The sequence below is a fragment of the Ensifer sp. ENS03 genome (genome assembly GCF_014852035.1).
Classification (GTDB): Bacteria; Pseudomonadota; Alphaproteobacteria; order Rhizobiales; family Rhizobiaceae; genus Ensifer; species Ensifer adhaerens.
Map to the genome: position 1 here is coordinate 175,188 of NZ_JACVAV010000002.1, position 14,772 is coordinate 189,959.

The window sequence follows — 14,772 nt, forward strand, 5'->3', positions numbered from 1 at the left end:
TCTGTGACCGAAACATCACAACGCCGCCAAACGCCCGGCAAGGACCGAATCACGGTGACGCGGCATGCACCCGCCACGCCCAAGGGGTTTCAAACGATTGTAGCATGGCCAGCCATGGACCGCCCCTTTACAAGCTCCAGCCGTCGGGGCAGAGAGAGGCCCGGCACCCTGGAGAGATCGGCCACACGGCCCCTCGCCCAGGCTTGATGAACCGCATGATCAAGGCAGGTATCACGATGACATCGACGCGCACGGAAACAGATACGTTCGGCCCCATCGAAGTGGCAAACGACCGCTATTGGGGCGCCCAGGCCCAGCGTTCGCTCGGCAACTTCAAGATCGGCTGGGAAAAACAGCCGGCCTCGATCGTCCGGGCGCTCGGCATCGTCAAGCAGGCGGCCGCCCGCACGAACCAGGCGCTCGGCCGGCTGGATTCGACCGTCGCCGATGCCATCGTCAAGGCTTCCCAGGAAGTGATCGACGGTAAGCTCAACGACCATTTCCCGCTCGTCGTCTGGCAGACCGGCTCCGGCACGCAGTCGAACATGAACGCCAACGAGGTGATCTCGAACCGTGCCATCGAACTGCTCGGCGGCGTCATGGGCTCGAAGAAGCCGGTGCATCCGAACGACCACGTCAATATGAGCCAGTCGTCGAACGACACCTATCCGACGGCCATGCACATCGCCTGCGCCGAGCGCGTCATCCATGACCTGCTGCCGGCGCTGAAGCACCTGCACAAGGCGCTCGAAGCCAAGGTCAAGGCGTTCGACCACATCATCAAGATCGGCCGCACCCACACCCAGGACGCAACGCCGCTGACGCTCGGCCAGGAGTTCTCCGGCTACGCGGCGCAGGTCGCCTCCTCGATCAAGCGCATCGAAATGACGCTGCCGGGCCTTTGCGAGCTCGCCCAGGGCGGCACGGCCGTCGGTACCGGCCTCAACGCGCCTGTCGGCTTTGCCGAAAAGGTCGCCGAAGAAATCGCCAAGATCACCGGGATCGCGTTCACCTCGGCGCCGAACAAGTTCGAAGCGCTCGCCGCGCACGATTCCATGGTCTTCAGCCATGGCGCGATCAATGCGACAGCCGCCGCCCTCTTCAAGATCGCCAACGACATCCGCTTCCTCGGCTCCGGCCCGCGCTCGGGTCTTGGCGAACTGTCGCTGCCCGAAAACGAGCCTGGCTCGTCGATCATGCCCGGCAAGGTCAACCCGACCCAGTGCGAAGCCCTGACCCAGGTCTGCGTCCAGGTGTTCGGCAACCACGCCGCACTCACCTTCGCCGGCAGCCAGGGCCATTTCGAGCTCAACGTCTTCAACCCGCTGATGGCATACAACTTCCTGCAATCGGTGCAGCTGCTGGCCGATGCGGCCGTATCCTTCACCGACAATTGCGTCGTCGGCATCGAGGCACGCGAAGACAACATCAAGGCGGCACTCGACCGCTCGCTGATGCTGGTGACGGCGCTTGCTCCGAAGATCGGCTACGACAACGCCGCCAAGATCGCCAAGACCGCCCACAAGAACGGCACGACGCTGCGCGAAGAAGCAGTCGGCGGCGGCTATGTGACGAACGAAGAGTTCGACGCGGTCGTTCGTCCGGAAACAATGATCAGCCCGGCCTGATCCATTTTGATACACCACGGCGCCTCCAAGGCGCCGTGGCTTTGATGTCGCGAACGCACTGTCGATCGGCAAAATCTGCCGTGATCGGTCATGATGCGGCGGCGCGACGGCGGCAAATATTAAGACTTCGCAAATCATTTGCCCCTAAAAATAATAACCGATAAGCAGCGTTTCATATTAGGGGGTTTGCAGATGCAAACGGCAAGCTCGGGCAAGGCTCAGACGCCCGATATCGCAGCGCAGGTAACCCATGCGATGCGCATGATGGGCGTGGCGCCCATCCCCCGCAACTACGAGCTCTATTACGAAGCCTATCTCGGCTCCAACCCGCAATTGTCGAAGGAGCTGGCAGCGCTCGGCAGCCGCGCGACCCAGGAAGAACTGGATGCAATCGGCGCGCAGTATTTCAGCCACATCCATCGCTCCAACGGCATCGAGCGCGCCCACACCACGCTCGCGGCCAAGCTTGCCGAACTCGTCACCCTGTTGCGCGACGAGCAGTACGCGCTCGAGAACTACAACAAGGTTCTCGACGAGGCCTATGTCAACATCGTCAGCAAGAGCGCGTCGAGCGCCGATATCCTGCGCAACGCAATCGGCATCCTGACCGACGCCACGGCCGAGACGATGAGCCAGGGCAAGGAACGCGTCGAGACCGTTGTGCAGAAGTCCTTCGAGATGGAGGTCATTCGGCAGGAACTCGACGAGTACAAGCGTATCGCCAACACCGACTCGCTGACGCGGCTCGCCAACCGCCGTGCCTTCGACGACAATCTGGCGGCCGTCTACAACAACGAGCACCTGCGAAACTTCACCGGCCTGCTCGTTGCCGACATCGACCATTTCAAGAAGGTCAACGACACCTTCGGCCATCCGGTCGGCGACAAGATCCTTGCGACCGTCGGCGGCGTACTGCGTGCCAACCTGCGCCGCGAAGCCTTCGTCGCGCGCACCGGCGGCGAGGAGTTCGCCATCATCCTCGGCGACAGCAGCCAGGAAGAATGCCTACAGATCGCCGACCGCATCCGCACCGTGCTGGCCGCAACGCCCTTCCGCAACTCCAAGACCGGCGTCAATTACGGCCCGATCACGCTGTCCGTCGGCGTTTGCATGGCGACGGCCGCCGAAGACCCGGTCGACCTCTACAACAAGGCTGACATCGCGCTCTACTCGGCCAAGAACGCCGGCCGCAACAAGACGGTTCTCTTCGAAGACGGCATGCGCAAGGAATCCGGCCGCAACTGGCTGATCTACCGCCGCTGAGACAGCAGCGCCTACCTGAAATGAAACCGACAACGGGCGCCTTCACGGGCGCCTTTTGCGTTTCATGGGCAACGAGCCCGCTTTCCGCTCAAATGCGTTACCGGCGGCAGGAATCGGCGCCTGCGGCGCGAGCGATTGCGGTGATCTCCGGCCGGTACTCGAAGTGCATCGTGTCGAAGTGATACCAGCGGCCGCCCCAGATGAAGCCGTGTTTCTCGAAGGCTTGGACGATGTCCAGCGGATAGCGGTTGCGATAGCCGCCCCTGGCTTTTCCCGCCCAACGCCAATAGTCGGCAAAGCGCGTGTTGATATCGATGGCCGCACCGAAGCTGTGGACCGACAGCGTCGCAGCGCCGGCAATTGGCCGCCAGTTGAAGGTACCGGCACTCGGGCTGAGATAGCGCTTGAGTTCGGCTTGCCGCGAAAGGTCGGCAGCAACAGCCTTCAGCGCCGCCGCCATCCCGTGCTTCCTCGTCACTTGCAGCCGTTCGCCGAACCAGTCCACGCTCACGAGATCCCGCCGGACGGCTGCAGCGCTGCCGCCATAGAGCCGTTTCAGCAGCGCTTCGCTGCGGATGCGCCCCGGGTCGAAATCGACCGCCGGTGGCGTCGCACAGGCGCCGAGCGGATAGATCTGCGACAGGCTGTCCTCGACGTCTCCTGCCGCGAGTTTCTCGGCATGGCTTTTCGCTCGGCCGTCGTCGATGATGATCGGCGGTCCGCCATCCCTGAGGACCAGGGCATTATTCTCGATGCGCTCGATGGCAACAGGGTAGCGGGCTGCCAGCAGCCTGAGCTTCTCCGACAGCAACGGCTCGGTGGCAGACGCCTTGCCGATTAGGAGAGCGAGCAGGAGTGCACCTGTCATAGCTTGCCGCAGCACCCTCGCCTCCAGCCTCTGTGCTTGGCCAATCGTGCCGATCAGCCGGGACGCAGCCTACCACATGGTCTTGGCGGCGCGCTCCGGCCATTCTCGGTCATAGGTGTCACGGTCGAAATCCGCCTTGGCGGCCTTCAGAAGCGTGCCAGGCGTCGGCAGCGATGCCGGATCGAGGAAGCGGTCTGGGTTCCAGAGCTGGGCGCGCATGACGGCGCGGGCGCATTGGAAATAGACCTCACCGATCGTCACGACGATAACGCTGCGCGGATGTTTGCCGTCGACCTCGAAGCTTTCCGTCAAGCCAGGATCGACACTGAGGACCGCCGTGCCGTTGATTCGCATCGTCGTGTTCGAGCCGGGGATCAGGAACATCAGCGCCACGCGCGGATCGCGCACGATATTGGCGAGCGAATCGACGCGGTTGTTGCCGCGCCAGTCCGGAATCAGCACCGTCCTGTCATCGGCGATCCGCACGACGCAATCATCGTCCCCGCGCGGCGAGCAATCCAGGCCCTCCGGACCGACGGTCGCGAGCGCGCAGAAAGGCGATGCCTCGATCATCAGCCGGTATTCAGCCGTCAGCGTCTTGGTGACCTTGGCCACCGATGCTTCGCTGACGCCGCCGTAGAGCGCGTTGAGTTCCTCGACCGAGGCGATGATCGACATACCGTCCTCCAATGCTGCCAGATTTCCCCCGGGAACGATCAGGGCGCTGATTTGCGCGCCGAATCCCGGGCCAGTGACCCTTCGGCCGATAGCATGACAGACTGATGACGAGGTCAACGAAAAATAGTCAGGCGGCGGCTTTTTGATCTTCCGCGTGTATGAAGGCGTTGATCCGCGCAATCACCGGTGCGGCCGAAACAATGCGCCTGTGGCCAAAACCGTTTGCCCAGTGCATCTCGACATTCGGCCCGGCCGCCGCATAACAGCGCGCATGGTCGGCGGAGACTTCCTTGTCGTCTTCCGCATGGATGATGAGCGTCGGCACGGCACGCGCCTGGATCACCCGCGCGGCATCGAAATCATCAAGGCGCCGTCCGGACAGACGCTCGACCACGCCTTCGAAAGCCGCCTGCGCCTTTGGCGACAGGCGAAGGATTTTTCCGAACCCTTTGAAAAGCCAGGTCATCTCGCTCGGCGCGCCGATCAGCACCAGCTTTCTCGGCATATGGCTGTGCACGTCGCAGACGATGCCGCCGGCCGCACAGGCCAGGCTGCCGCCGCCGAAGGAATGGCCGACACAGACGTCGAAATTGCCGAAATGCCGCCAGGCCGCGTCGATCGCTCGAACCGCCGCCGGCATCGTCAGCGTGCGCCCCGGCGAAGCGCCGTGCCCTGGCCAATCGAGCGTCACCACCTCGGCGCCGCCCTTGACCAGGCCGTCGATCATCGCCGCCAGATAGTCGCTGCGCGATCCCCAGCCGTGCACGAGGAGAATGCGCTTGGTGTTGGCAGCCTCGCGCGGTGCGGCGAACTTGCGCGCCAGCACCCAGCCGCCGGCATAGGAGAGCGTCACCGGCTGCCCCCTGGCGATCACCGGGGCTGCAGCCGCAAGCGCCGCCCTTTCCTTGGCATTCTTCGGTCTTCTGCCGGGCGTGAGGGTGAACAGCCTGAAAGCGAGCCGCCCGGCCGCCTCGGGTGAAAACGCGTCGACGCCTTTCAGCGCGTTGCGGATGACCTTGATCGCAAAGGATGCCATAGTGAGAATCTCTAAAAATGTTCAATGCTGAACATAATTGTACAACGATGAACAAAAATCAAGTGACCACAGAACATCATTTTCCCTGGGACCACCCCCGCTTCCGCAGCTGGATCGCGGTTGCCCGTGCCTGCCAATTGATGCAGCAGACGGTAACCCGCGAGATCGCCCATCTCGATATCAAGCCCCCGCATCTCGACATCCTGATCAATCTCTACCGGTTCGACGGCATCTCGCAGCAGGAACTGGCGCGCAAGCTCCTGGTCGGCCGCTCCAACATGAGCATGCTGCTGCCGCATCTGGAAAAACGCGGCCTGATCCTGCGTCGCGGTGACGAGAAGGACAAACGGGTGCTCAGGCTATCGCTGACGCCCGAGGGCCGCACGCTGACGGAGGCCGCGATGGAGATCCACACGGCGCTGATCGAAAGATTGCTCGACGATGAGTCGATCGATGACTGCCTGGTGGTCACCCGCTCAATGGAGCGGCTGATCGGCCTGCTCTTGCGGGAGGAAGGCGAATTGGCCTGAGGTGGGCGCCACGCGGCCGTAGCGCCCCTCAAACCACACGCGGGGGCACGGTCGTCGTCAGCGCGGCTTCTCGGCCTTGTCCCGTGACATGCCCTTCTCCACGAGCTCCTGCTCGTAGCCGGCAAACAGTTCCGCACCCTTTTCGCCGAGTTCGCGCAGGTAGTTCCAGGTGAAGATGCCGGTGTCGTGGAAGTCGTCAAAGCCGATGCGCACCGCATAGTTGCCGGTCGGCTGCACCGAAATGATCTGCACGTTGCGCTTGCCGGGCACGGTCACCCGCTGACCGGGACCATGGCCCTGCACTTCGGCCGACGGCGAAAGCACCCGCAGCATCTCGGCCGAGAGATCGAAGGAGGCTCCGTCGTTGAACGTCACCACAAGCCGGTGGCGATCCTTCGACACTCGCAATTCCGTCGGCCAGACTTCGCTCATTTCGCTGCTTCCTTTCGCGTACGACAAACCGGATGCCGGCCATTCGCCGTAATCTGCGTCCCCCGATGCGGCATTGCTCTGAAGGACAACAATGCACTAGCGCAGAAATCGGCGCGCGAGAATTACCCGTCTCTTCCGATCAACACTTTGCGACAGTATGCGCCTTGACGCGACGATCTTCGACGACGACATTGAAGGGGCTGGGAGAAAGACGCTTGAACACAGCAACGATAGACAGATCTGGCGCTCTGCCGCTGGAGCAGAAGACAGCCCCGATGATCGACCCCTTCGGCCGGGCGATCACCTATCTGCGCGTGTCCGTTACCGACCGCTGCGATTTCCGCTGCACCTATTGCATGGCCGAGCACATGACCTTCCTGCCGAAGAAGGATCTGCTGACGCTCGAAGAATTGCAGCGTCTCTGTTCCGCCTTCATCGAGAAGGGTGTCCGCAAGCTCAGGCTCACCGGCGGCGAGCCGCTGGTGCGCAAGAACATCATGTTTCTGGTGCGCGAACTCGGTCGCGAGATCGAGGCCGGCCGGCTCGACGAGCTGACGCTGACGACCAACGGCTCGCAGCTTGCGAAATATGCCGCCGAGCTTGCAGACTGCGGCGTCAAGCGCATCAACGTCTCGCTCGACACGCTCGACCCGGCAAAATTTCATCAGATCACCCGCTGGGGCGATCTCTCCAAGGTCCTGGAAGGCATCGACGCAGCCCAGGCCGCCGGCCTGAAGATCAAGATCAATGCCGTGGCGTTGAAAGGCTTCAACGACGCAGAGATTCCCGATCTCATGCGCTGGGCCCATGGCCGCGGCATGGACCTGACCTTGATCGAGACCATGCCGATGGGCGAGATCGAAGAAGACCGGACCGACCACTACATGCCGCTGTCGGAAATGCGCCGGCAACTGGAAGAGCAGTTCACCTTCTCGGAGATTTCCTATCGCACCGGCGGCCCTGCCCGTTACCTCGAGGTGGCGGAAACCGGCGGAAGGCTTGGCCTGATCACGCCGATGACGCATAATTTCTGCGAGAGCTGCAACCGCGTCCGTCTCACCTGCACCGGCACGCTCTATATGTGCCTCGGCCAGAACGACGCGGCCGACCTGCGTACAGCGCTGCGCGCTTCCGAAGACGATGCCTATCTCAGCCAGGTGATCGACGAGGCGATCGGCCGCAAGCCGAAGGGCCACGACTTCATCATCGACCGCGAGCACAACCGCCCGGCGGTTGCCCGCCACATGAGCGTCACCGGCGGCTGATCTTTCATCAGGATACCAATTTGGAAGAACAACCGGCAGGCGGCCCCTCAACCGCCTGCCGGCACCTTCTCCGCGCAGGTGGGGAGAAGGGAATGTGGGGCACACCTTCGTGTCCCCACGTATTCCGCGTGTAAGTGGATAGCGCCTGTATGGGCGCGCTTGACCGTCCGGCACGTTCCCTCGCCCCGCCTGCGGGGAGAGGGTTGGTCAGCGGGTGCCCAAGCCGCCCGCCCGGACACTCAAGCCGCGTAGCTTCGATGCCCCTGTCCGCGGGCGCCGATACCGTCCGTCCCGGTACGGAAGCGTTCGATCTTGTCGTTGAGCGCTTCCACCTGCCGGCGCAGGCCATGGATCTCGGCGGTGTTTTCCTCGACCATCGCGGCGTTCTGCTGGGTGATCATCTCGACCTGATGCACCGCCGAGTTCACCTCGTTGAGACCGGTGTACTGGTCGGCGGCCGAAGCCTCGATGTTGCTGACGAGATCGTGGATCGTGCCGATGTGGTTGTTGATCACTGTCAGCGCGTCGCCGGTTTCCTGGACGAGAGCGACGCCGCTTCTCACCTGTGCCGAGCTTTCGGAAATCAGCCCCTTGATCTCGCGGGCAGCCCCGGCACAGCGCTGGGCGAGTTCGCGCACCTCCTGCGCCACCACCGCAAAGCCGCGGCCCGCCTCGCCTGCCCGCGCCGCCTCGACGCCGGCGTTGAGCGCAAGCAGGTTGGTCTGGAAGGCGATTTCATCGATGACGCCGATGATCGTGCTGATCTTCTCCGAGGAGCGGTTGATCTCGGCCATGGCATCGATCGCCTTGGCGACCACTTCGCCGGAATGCTTGGCGTAGGAGTTGGTCTCGCCGACCGAAACCGTTGTCTTGCGGGCGCTTTCGGCCGTCGCGCGGACGATATCGGTCAATTGACGCAAGGCCCGCGAGCTTTCCTCGAGGGCTGCCGCCTGCTGCTCGGTCCGGCGCGCCAGATCGTCAGCCGACGCGGCGAGATTGCCGGTGCCGCCGGTGATCTCGCCGGTGACAACGCGCACGTCGGCGAGGGTCGCCCGCAGCGCCTCGACCGCATTGTTGTAGGTGCGGGCCATGATCACGTAATCGGCGGGCAGATCCTCGGACATGCCCTCTTCGAGATCGCCATCGGCAAGTGCTGCGAGCACGTCGGAGAGCGCGTTCAGCGCCTGCATCTGCTCGGCCTCGATGCGGGCGCGCTCAGCAGCCCGGCGCGTTTCCTCTTCTGCAGAAAGCGCGCGCGCGGCCTCGGCCTCACGACCAAGCCGGACATTCTCGACCGCATTGTCGCGGAAGACGGCAACCGAGCGCACCATGTCGCCGATCTCGTCGCCGCGGTTGCGGCCTTCGATGGCAACGTCGAGGTCACCATTGGCAAGCCGCGTCATCGTTTCGGTCACGCGCTTCAGCGGACCGCGCAGCGTCTCGACCAGCATCAGGCCACCGATGATGGCGAGCAGCGTGCCGGCGATCATCGCCACGATCGAAACGTCGGCCGAACGCTGGCTGTCGACCTTGCCGGCCTCCTGGGCGCTGCTGACGAAGCTTTCGAGCGTCGTGCTGGCAGCTGCGACCATCGTCGCCGCTTCGCTCTTTGCCGTTTGCCAGCGGCCGCCGACGTCGATCAATGCAGCGGTGTCCTTGTCGATGTTGTCGAGCGACGGGCCGAGCTTACCCGGAAGGTCGCGAAGGGCAGCGTTCTTGCCGCCGAGTTCGCCGAGCTTGGCTGAGGTTTCGCGAACCGCCAGGATGTCGGCCATGACCGGCTCGCGGCCGGCGGCATCGAGCTTGCGATGCAGCTCGCTGATGTGCAGCCGCGTGCTGTCGAGGCCCTTGAAGGTGTCGCCCATCAGCGCGATCAGGGTCTTCAGCTGCGAGATCTCGGCATCCATGCCGACGAAGCGTTTGGCGGCCGTGTCGGAATTCTTCGCGGCCTCCTTGGCAAAGTCCGCTTCGTATTTCGAGAACTTGCTGAGGATCGGCACCAGCGCGTTCTTCTTCGCCTCGTTGTCATCGCCGCCGGCAAGGGTCGCCTGCACCTTCGTTGCCTGATCCTTCAGTTCGGCAATCGGCGCCTGCACCTTTTCCGAGGCGATCTTTTCCGCTTCTTCGATCTGCTTCATGAGATGCGGCAGAAGCTTGTTCGCCTGGTCGATCTTGGCGTCGGGGTTGACGGCCATGGTTACCGGCAGGCGGAATTTCTTGATGCGCTCCGCAAGGCCCTGATAGGCGGCGGCATCGAACAGCAACGCCTTGGCAAAGGCCTCCTTCTCACCCGATTCCTTGCGGATGATATCGATCTGCTTGTAGGCGCCATTGCCCTGTTCGGTCATGTCGGCAAGAGCCTTGTCGAGCGACGCCGTCACCTGGTCGCGCTCGAGCTTGGTCGCCCAGAGCTTGTCCGTCTGGCTGCGCATGGCTTGACCAAGCGTAAGCACCGAAGCGATTTCGGCCTTGTCCTCGGCACGGGTCAACAGGCCGTCGAGCGTCTTCACGCCGCTTTCCTGTTCGTCGATCTGGGCCGACAGTGCCGTGCGCGTCTCCTCACTCGGCGCATCAGCAAAAGCCTGCAGCGCGCCGCGCAGCGCCTGGAAATCCGAGAGATTGTTGATGGTTTCCCGCGTCACGGTCATATGGCCGTTGAGCGTGCGGGCAGTGAAGAAGCCGATGAGACCAATGCCGGCGATAAGCGCCACGAGCGGAACCACGAAAAGCAGCACCTTGGTGACGATACGCAGCCGTTGCAGCAAGCGATCGATGAAAGACATTGCGCACCCCTGATTATTCTTATGGGAAGCAGGCCCGCGCGGCGGTTTTTCTTGGTGGAAACACCGATGGGCCATCGGCCGGAGGCTCTCCCAAGCCTCAAGCAAACGTCCCTGGAATGGCCACCCTGCAAGGTTTATTGCGGCGCCACCCCGCCGATCGCGTCATGCGAATGGATGCGGAATTGTGGCGACGATAGGCAGCGAAACTTAAGATTCCGCGAATAAGCTTATGTTCGAACACACCGGCTTTACCGGCATGCGACAGTCTTTCCGGCAATGGTTCTCCCTCGAAGGGCAATCCTTCTACTTGTCGGACAAGAAAAGTCGGGGCGGCATGCGATCCCGTTTGCACAACCCGGCAGCCAATGCTTAAACATTAGGCGATCCATTCACGGATTCGCCTCCCCATCCGCCGGCAGCGCAGGCCGCTTGCCCGGCGTCGCAGGACAGCCAGCATGCAAGCCTCCACCAATTTCCGCGGCATTCTTTTCATGTGCCTGGCGATGGTCACGTTCTCGTGCAACGACGCGCTCGTCAAATCCGTCACCGGCGCAATGAATGTGGGGCAGATCATCTTCGTGCGCGGTTTGCTGACGACGCTGATGGTCGTGCTCGCCGCCTGGCATTTTCGCGCCTTCCGGCCGATCGGAACGCTGATGCGGCCGGTGATCCTGCTGCGAATAGCCATGGAGGCGCTGGCCTCGGTCACCTATATCTCGGCCCTCGGCCAGATCCCGCTCGCCAACGCCTCGGCAATCATGCAGGCGCTTCCCCTGGCCGTCACGCTCGGCGCCGCGCTCTTCCTCGGCGAACCGGTCGGCTGGCGCCGCTGGACCGCGATCATCGCCGGCTTCATCGGCGTGCTGATCGTGCTCCGGCCGGGCCCCGAGGGCTTCACGCCGGCGGCGCTGACCGTGGTTGGGTGCGTCTTCGTCACCGCCACCCGCGACCTCTGTACCCGCCGCATCGGCCACGACGTGCCGGCGCTCTACATCACCGTATCGACTTCGCTCGTCACCACCCTCGTCGGCGCCTTGCTCATCCAGCCGTTGGGCGGCTGGCAGCCGATGTCGACGACGACCTTCAGCCATATCGCTGCGGCAAGCGTTCTGCTGATGCTCGGCTACCAGACGATCGTGCTGGCGATGCGGGCCGGCGACATTTCGGTGATCGCCCCCTTCCGCTACACCAGCCTGATCTGGTCGATTGCGATCGGCATCTTCTTCTTTGCCGAGGTGCCGGATCACTGGATGCTGGTCGGCGTCGCGATCATCATCGGTTCGGGTCTCTACACCTTCTATCGCGAGACGCTGCGCGGTCGCAAAGCCGTCGCCCAGCGCTCGCTGACCGGCCCACTGGAATAGGAGCCGACAATGCCCGGAAGCCGTCCCTCGCCCCTGATCAGCGCATCCCTGCCCGCCGTCGTCCTTGGCGGCGGATTGTCGCGCCGTATGGGCAGCCCGAAGTTCGGCCTTCAGCTGGGCGGTCAGACGATGTTGACGCGCATCGTCGCCCGGCTCCGGCCTCAGGTGACGAGCGTCGCCGTCAACCTCAACGTCGATCCGGCTGGCGCCATCGACAGAGGCGTGCTCGTCATCGCCGACACAGTCCCCGGTTTTCTCGGCCCGCTTGCCGGCGTGCTGACAGCCATGCGCCATGTCGCGGCGACCAATCCGACGGCAAGCCACGTCGTCGTTGTTCCGACCGATACGCCGTTCTTTCCGGATGATCTCGTCACCCGAATGGTTGCCGGCCTGACAGAGCACCAGCAGATTGCCGTTGCGGCATCCAACGGGCAGATGCATCCGTTGTTCGGGCTCTGGCCGGTCGCCCTTGCGGACGAGCTTGAGACCTTTCTGACCAGTGACCCGAAGCGCCGCGTCCGCGCCTTCATCGAACGCCACCCTTCGGTAACGGTCGATTTTCCGCTTATCGCGACGGCAGAAGGCGCATTCGATCCGTTCTTCAACGTCAACACGCCCGAGGATCTGACCGACGCGGCGCAATGGTTGCGTTTCTTCGAGGATGACAAAACATGAGCGCCATGAAGATCTTCGGCATCGCCGGCTGGAAGAATTCGGGCAAGACCGGCCTGATGGTACGGCTCGTCACCGAGCTAACGCGGCGCGGCTACATCGTCTCCACCGTCAAGCACGCCCACCACGACTTCGATATCGACAAGGTCGGGGCCGACAGCTACCGTCACCGCGAGGCCGGCGCCCATGAGGTGACGATCGTCTCCGGCACGCGATTTGCCATCATGCACGAATTGCGCGGCGCCCCGGAGCCAAGCTTCAAGGAGATCCTGGCGCGGCTCGCGCCTTGCGATCTCGTCCTCATCGAAGGCTACAAGCGCGAACCGATCCCGAAGGTCGAGGCTCGCCGTCTGGAGTCAGCGAACCGCGAGCCGCTGGCGCCCACCGACCCCCACATCTGCGCAATCGCTGCCGATCATCCGGTAGAAGGCTCCGATCTGCCAGTGTTCGAGCTCGACGACACGGCGGCAATTGCCGATTTCGTCGAGAAGGTCACAGGGCTACAGCGTAAAGGCGTCTGAAATGCGCGAAGGCGCTGCAGGCTCAACGCTGTGAGGCACGGCGATACTCTTCAGGCAGCTTCGCCAGCAACTCCTGCGCTTTCTGCATCCCTTGCGCGGCCGCCTTGGCATACCACTCGGCCGCGGCTGAAAGATCCTGCTCCACCCCATCGCCTCTCGCATAGGCGATACCGAGAAAGAATTGGGCGTCCGCATTTCCTTGCTCCGCCGCCTTGCGGAACCACCTGACGGCAGCCGGAGCGTCAATCTCCACGCCGATGCCATTGAGATAGGCGATGGCGAGATTGAACTGCGCCAAGGCATAACCCTGGTCAGCCGAAAGCTTGTAGAGCCGCGCCGCCTCCTTCGCGTTCTTATCGATACCTTGGCCATTCGCATACATGACCGCCAGGTTGAATTGCCCTTTGGGATCTCCGCGATCGGCAAGCATCAGGAACCAGCGGTGCGCCTCGGCGTAGTTTTCATCGACGCCGGCACCCGTCAGGTACATGGCGCCGACATTCATCTGCGCTTGCGGGTTTCCCTGTTCTGCCGCTTTCAGGAACAGCTCGAATGCCTGAGCCTCATCCTTCGCGACACCGCGACCCAACATGTAGAAGATTGCCAGATCCACCTGCGCCGAGACCATGCCCCGGTCCGCCGCTATGCGGCACCACTTCACCGCCTCCCGATCGTCACGCCCGACGCCGAAGGCGCGCGCGTAGATCGTGCAGAGGAGATTCTGTGCCTGCCCGTTTCCGGCATTCGCAGCAAGCCGCAGCCAGCGATCACCCTCCTTGGTATCGACCCGCCCCGCCTCGCTGTTGAAATAGAGCCTGCCGGCATTCACCTGCCCTTCGATGTTTCCCTGCTCGGCTGCTCGCACATACCAGTTGAGCGCCTCGGGAACGCTGCGTTCGACACCGGTGCCTCTCTCATACATAACGCCGAGATTGTACTGGGCGCGGGGTTCCCCGCCGATCGCGGCGCGCGACTCCCAGCGGTAGGCCTCCGCGTCATTCCTCAGCGTGCCGTTGCCCTGCAAGTAGGCGACGGCAAGATTGTGCATGGCCGCAACCAGCCCTTGGTCCGCAGCCTTCCGATACCATTCGAAGGCCGCGGCCGGATCGCGCGTAGTTCCGCGCCCCTCCTGAAGCATGTAGCCGAGGTTGTATTGGGCCGCGGCATACCCCTGCTCCGCCGCCAACCGGTAGTAGGCAACGGCCTGCGCGTCATCCTTGGCGACACCCAATCCCTGTTCGTAGTGAACGCCGATATTGTACTGGGCGGCCGGCGTCCTCTGATCGGCTGAGAGCCGAAACCAGCGAAGCGCTTCGACATAGTTCTGCTTCACACCTTCGGCACCGTTGAAGTAGATCGAGCCGAGCAGGAACTGGGCTTTCGCGTTGCCCTTCGCTGCGGCCCTCCCGTACCAACCGATGGCTTTCATGACATCGTGGGCAACACCTTCGCCGGTCTGATAGCGCATGCCGAGATCGACCTCGGCCTCAACGTCACCGGCCTCGGCGCGCTCCAGCACCTGCTCGAATGGTGGCAGAGCCGTGCCTGCGCCATAGGCACGCGTAGGCAAGGAAGCCTCCACGAGCAGTGCGATAACGAGCCCGAAGACGACACGTTTCATCCCACCCCTCCAGAACCAGTCGCATAGGGAGAGAAGCCTAGGGGGACGAACCGGCAACGGAAAACGGATTTCGACGGACCGCTACTTTGCGTCGAGCAGCGGCCTCGTGGC

At 63.1% G+C, this 14,772-nt stretch carries 13 protein-coding genes; 7 read left to right on the forward strand and 6 right to left on the reverse strand.

Annotated elements, in window-relative coordinates:
* Positions 1-236 precede the first annotated feature (236 nt).
* The gene (fumC, locus tag IB263_RS07470; RefSeq protein WP_034795294.1) at positions 237-1,628 is read left to right on the forward strand and encodes a class II fumarate hydratase; all 1,392 of its coding nucleotides are present in this window, start codon (positions 237-239) and stop codon (positions 1,626-1,628) included.
* A 192-nt stretch (positions 1,629-1,820) separates the two neighbouring features.
* Positions 1,821-2,891: a GGDEF domain-containing protein gene (locus IB263_RS07475; protein WP_060520683.1), complete on the forward strand. Its 1,071-nt coding sequence runs from the start codon at positions 1,821-1,823 to the stop codon at positions 2,889-2,891.
* A 97-nt stretch (positions 2,892-2,988) separates the two neighbouring features.
* Here the strand turns inward: IB263_RS07475 and IB263_RS07480 are convergent, their stop codons facing one another.
* From IB263_RS07480 to IB263_RS07490, 3 genes are all read right to left on the reverse strand, one after another.
* Positions 2,989-3,759 (reverse strand): M15 family metallopeptidase, encoded by a 771-nt coding sequence (locus IB263_RS07480; protein WP_192438130.1) that lies wholly within the window; start codon positions 3,757-3,759, stop codon positions 2,989-2,991.
* A 69-nt stretch (positions 3,760-3,828) separates the two neighbouring features.
* Positions 3,829-4,437: a pyridoxamine 5'-phosphate oxidase family protein gene (locus IB263_RS07485; protein ID WP_034795114.1), complete on the reverse strand. Its 609-nt coding sequence runs from the start codon at positions 4,435-4,437 to the stop codon at positions 3,829-3,831.
* 127 nt (positions 4,438-4,564) lie between these two features.
* Complete coding sequence (locus tag IB263_RS07490; RefSeq protein WP_192438133.1) at positions 4,565-5,473, reverse strand: alpha/beta fold hydrolase; 909 nt, start codon at positions 5,471-5,473, stop codon at positions 4,565-4,567.
* Positions 5,474-5,520: 47 nt separating this feature from the next.
* Here IB263_RS07490 and IB263_RS07495 point away from each other — a divergent pair, with 47 nt between their 5' ends.
* Positions 5,521-6,003: a MarR family winged helix-turn-helix transcriptional regulator gene (locus tag IB263_RS07495; RefSeq protein WP_034795119.1), complete on the forward strand. Its 483-nt coding sequence runs from the start codon at positions 5,521-5,523 to the stop codon at positions 6,001-6,003.
* 57 nt (positions 6,004-6,060) lie between these two features.
* Here IB263_RS07495 and IB263_RS07500 read toward each other — a convergent pair whose 3' ends face one another.
* A complete protein-coding gene (locus IB263_RS07500) occupies positions 6,061-6,435 on the reverse strand; it encodes a gamma-butyrobetaine hydroxylase-like domain-containing protein (protein WP_034795121.1) in 375 nt (124 codons plus the stop codon).
* A gap of 215 nt (positions 6,436-6,650) precedes the next feature.
* On the opposite strand from IB263_RS07500, the gene moaA reads away from it, so the two are divergent.
* Positions 6,651-7,700, forward strand: coding sequence for a GTP 3',8-cyclase MoaA (moaA, locus tag IB263_RS07505; protein WP_134887762.1), 1,050 nt, complete (start codon positions 6,651-6,653; stop codon positions 7,698-7,700).
* Between the two features lie 239 nt (positions 7,701-7,939).
* Here moaA and IB263_RS07510 read toward each other — a convergent pair whose 3' ends face one another.
* The gene (locus IB263_RS07510; RefSeq protein ID WP_192438135.1) at positions 7,940-10,483 is read right to left on the reverse strand and encodes a methyl-accepting chemotaxis protein; all 2,544 of its coding nucleotides are present in this window, start codon (positions 10,481-10,483) and stop codon (positions 7,940-7,942) included.
* A gap of 455 nt (positions 10,484-10,938) precedes the next feature.
* Between IB263_RS07510 and IB263_RS07515 the strand changes: the two genes are divergently transcribed.
* The 3 genes from IB263_RS07515 to mobB are packed head-to-tail and all read left to right on the forward strand — an operon-like array spanning position 10,939 to position 13,040.
* Positions 10,939-11,847: a DMT family transporter gene (locus IB263_RS07515; protein WP_113294050.1), complete on the forward strand. Its 909-nt coding sequence runs from the start codon at positions 10,939-10,941 to the stop codon at positions 11,845-11,847.
* 9 nt (positions 11,848-11,856) lie between these two features.
* Positions 11,857-12,522 (forward strand): molybdenum cofactor guanylyltransferase MobA, encoded by a 666-nt coding sequence (gene mobA / locus IB263_RS07520; RefSeq protein ID WP_060585002.1) that lies wholly within the window; start codon positions 11,857-11,859, stop codon positions 12,520-12,522.
* Positions 12,519-13,040 carry a molybdopterin-guanine dinucleotide biosynthesis protein B gene (gene mobB / locus IB263_RS07525; RefSeq protein ID WP_034795131.1) on the forward strand — a complete coding sequence of 174 codons (522 nt, stop codon included), beginning with the start codon at positions 12,519-12,521 and terminating at the stop codon, positions 13,038-13,040. Before mobA ends, mobB begins: the two co-directional genes overlap by 4 nt.
* A 22-nt stretch (positions 13,041-13,062) precedes the next feature.
* Here the strand turns inward: mobB and IB263_RS07530 are convergent, their stop codons facing one another.
* The gene (locus tag IB263_RS07530) at positions 13,063-14,661 is read right to left on the reverse strand and encodes a tetratricopeptide repeat protein (protein WP_192438137.1); all 1,599 of its coding nucleotides are present in this window, start codon (positions 14,659-14,661) and stop codon (positions 13,063-13,065) included.
* Positions 14,662-14,772 lie beyond the last annotated feature (111 nt).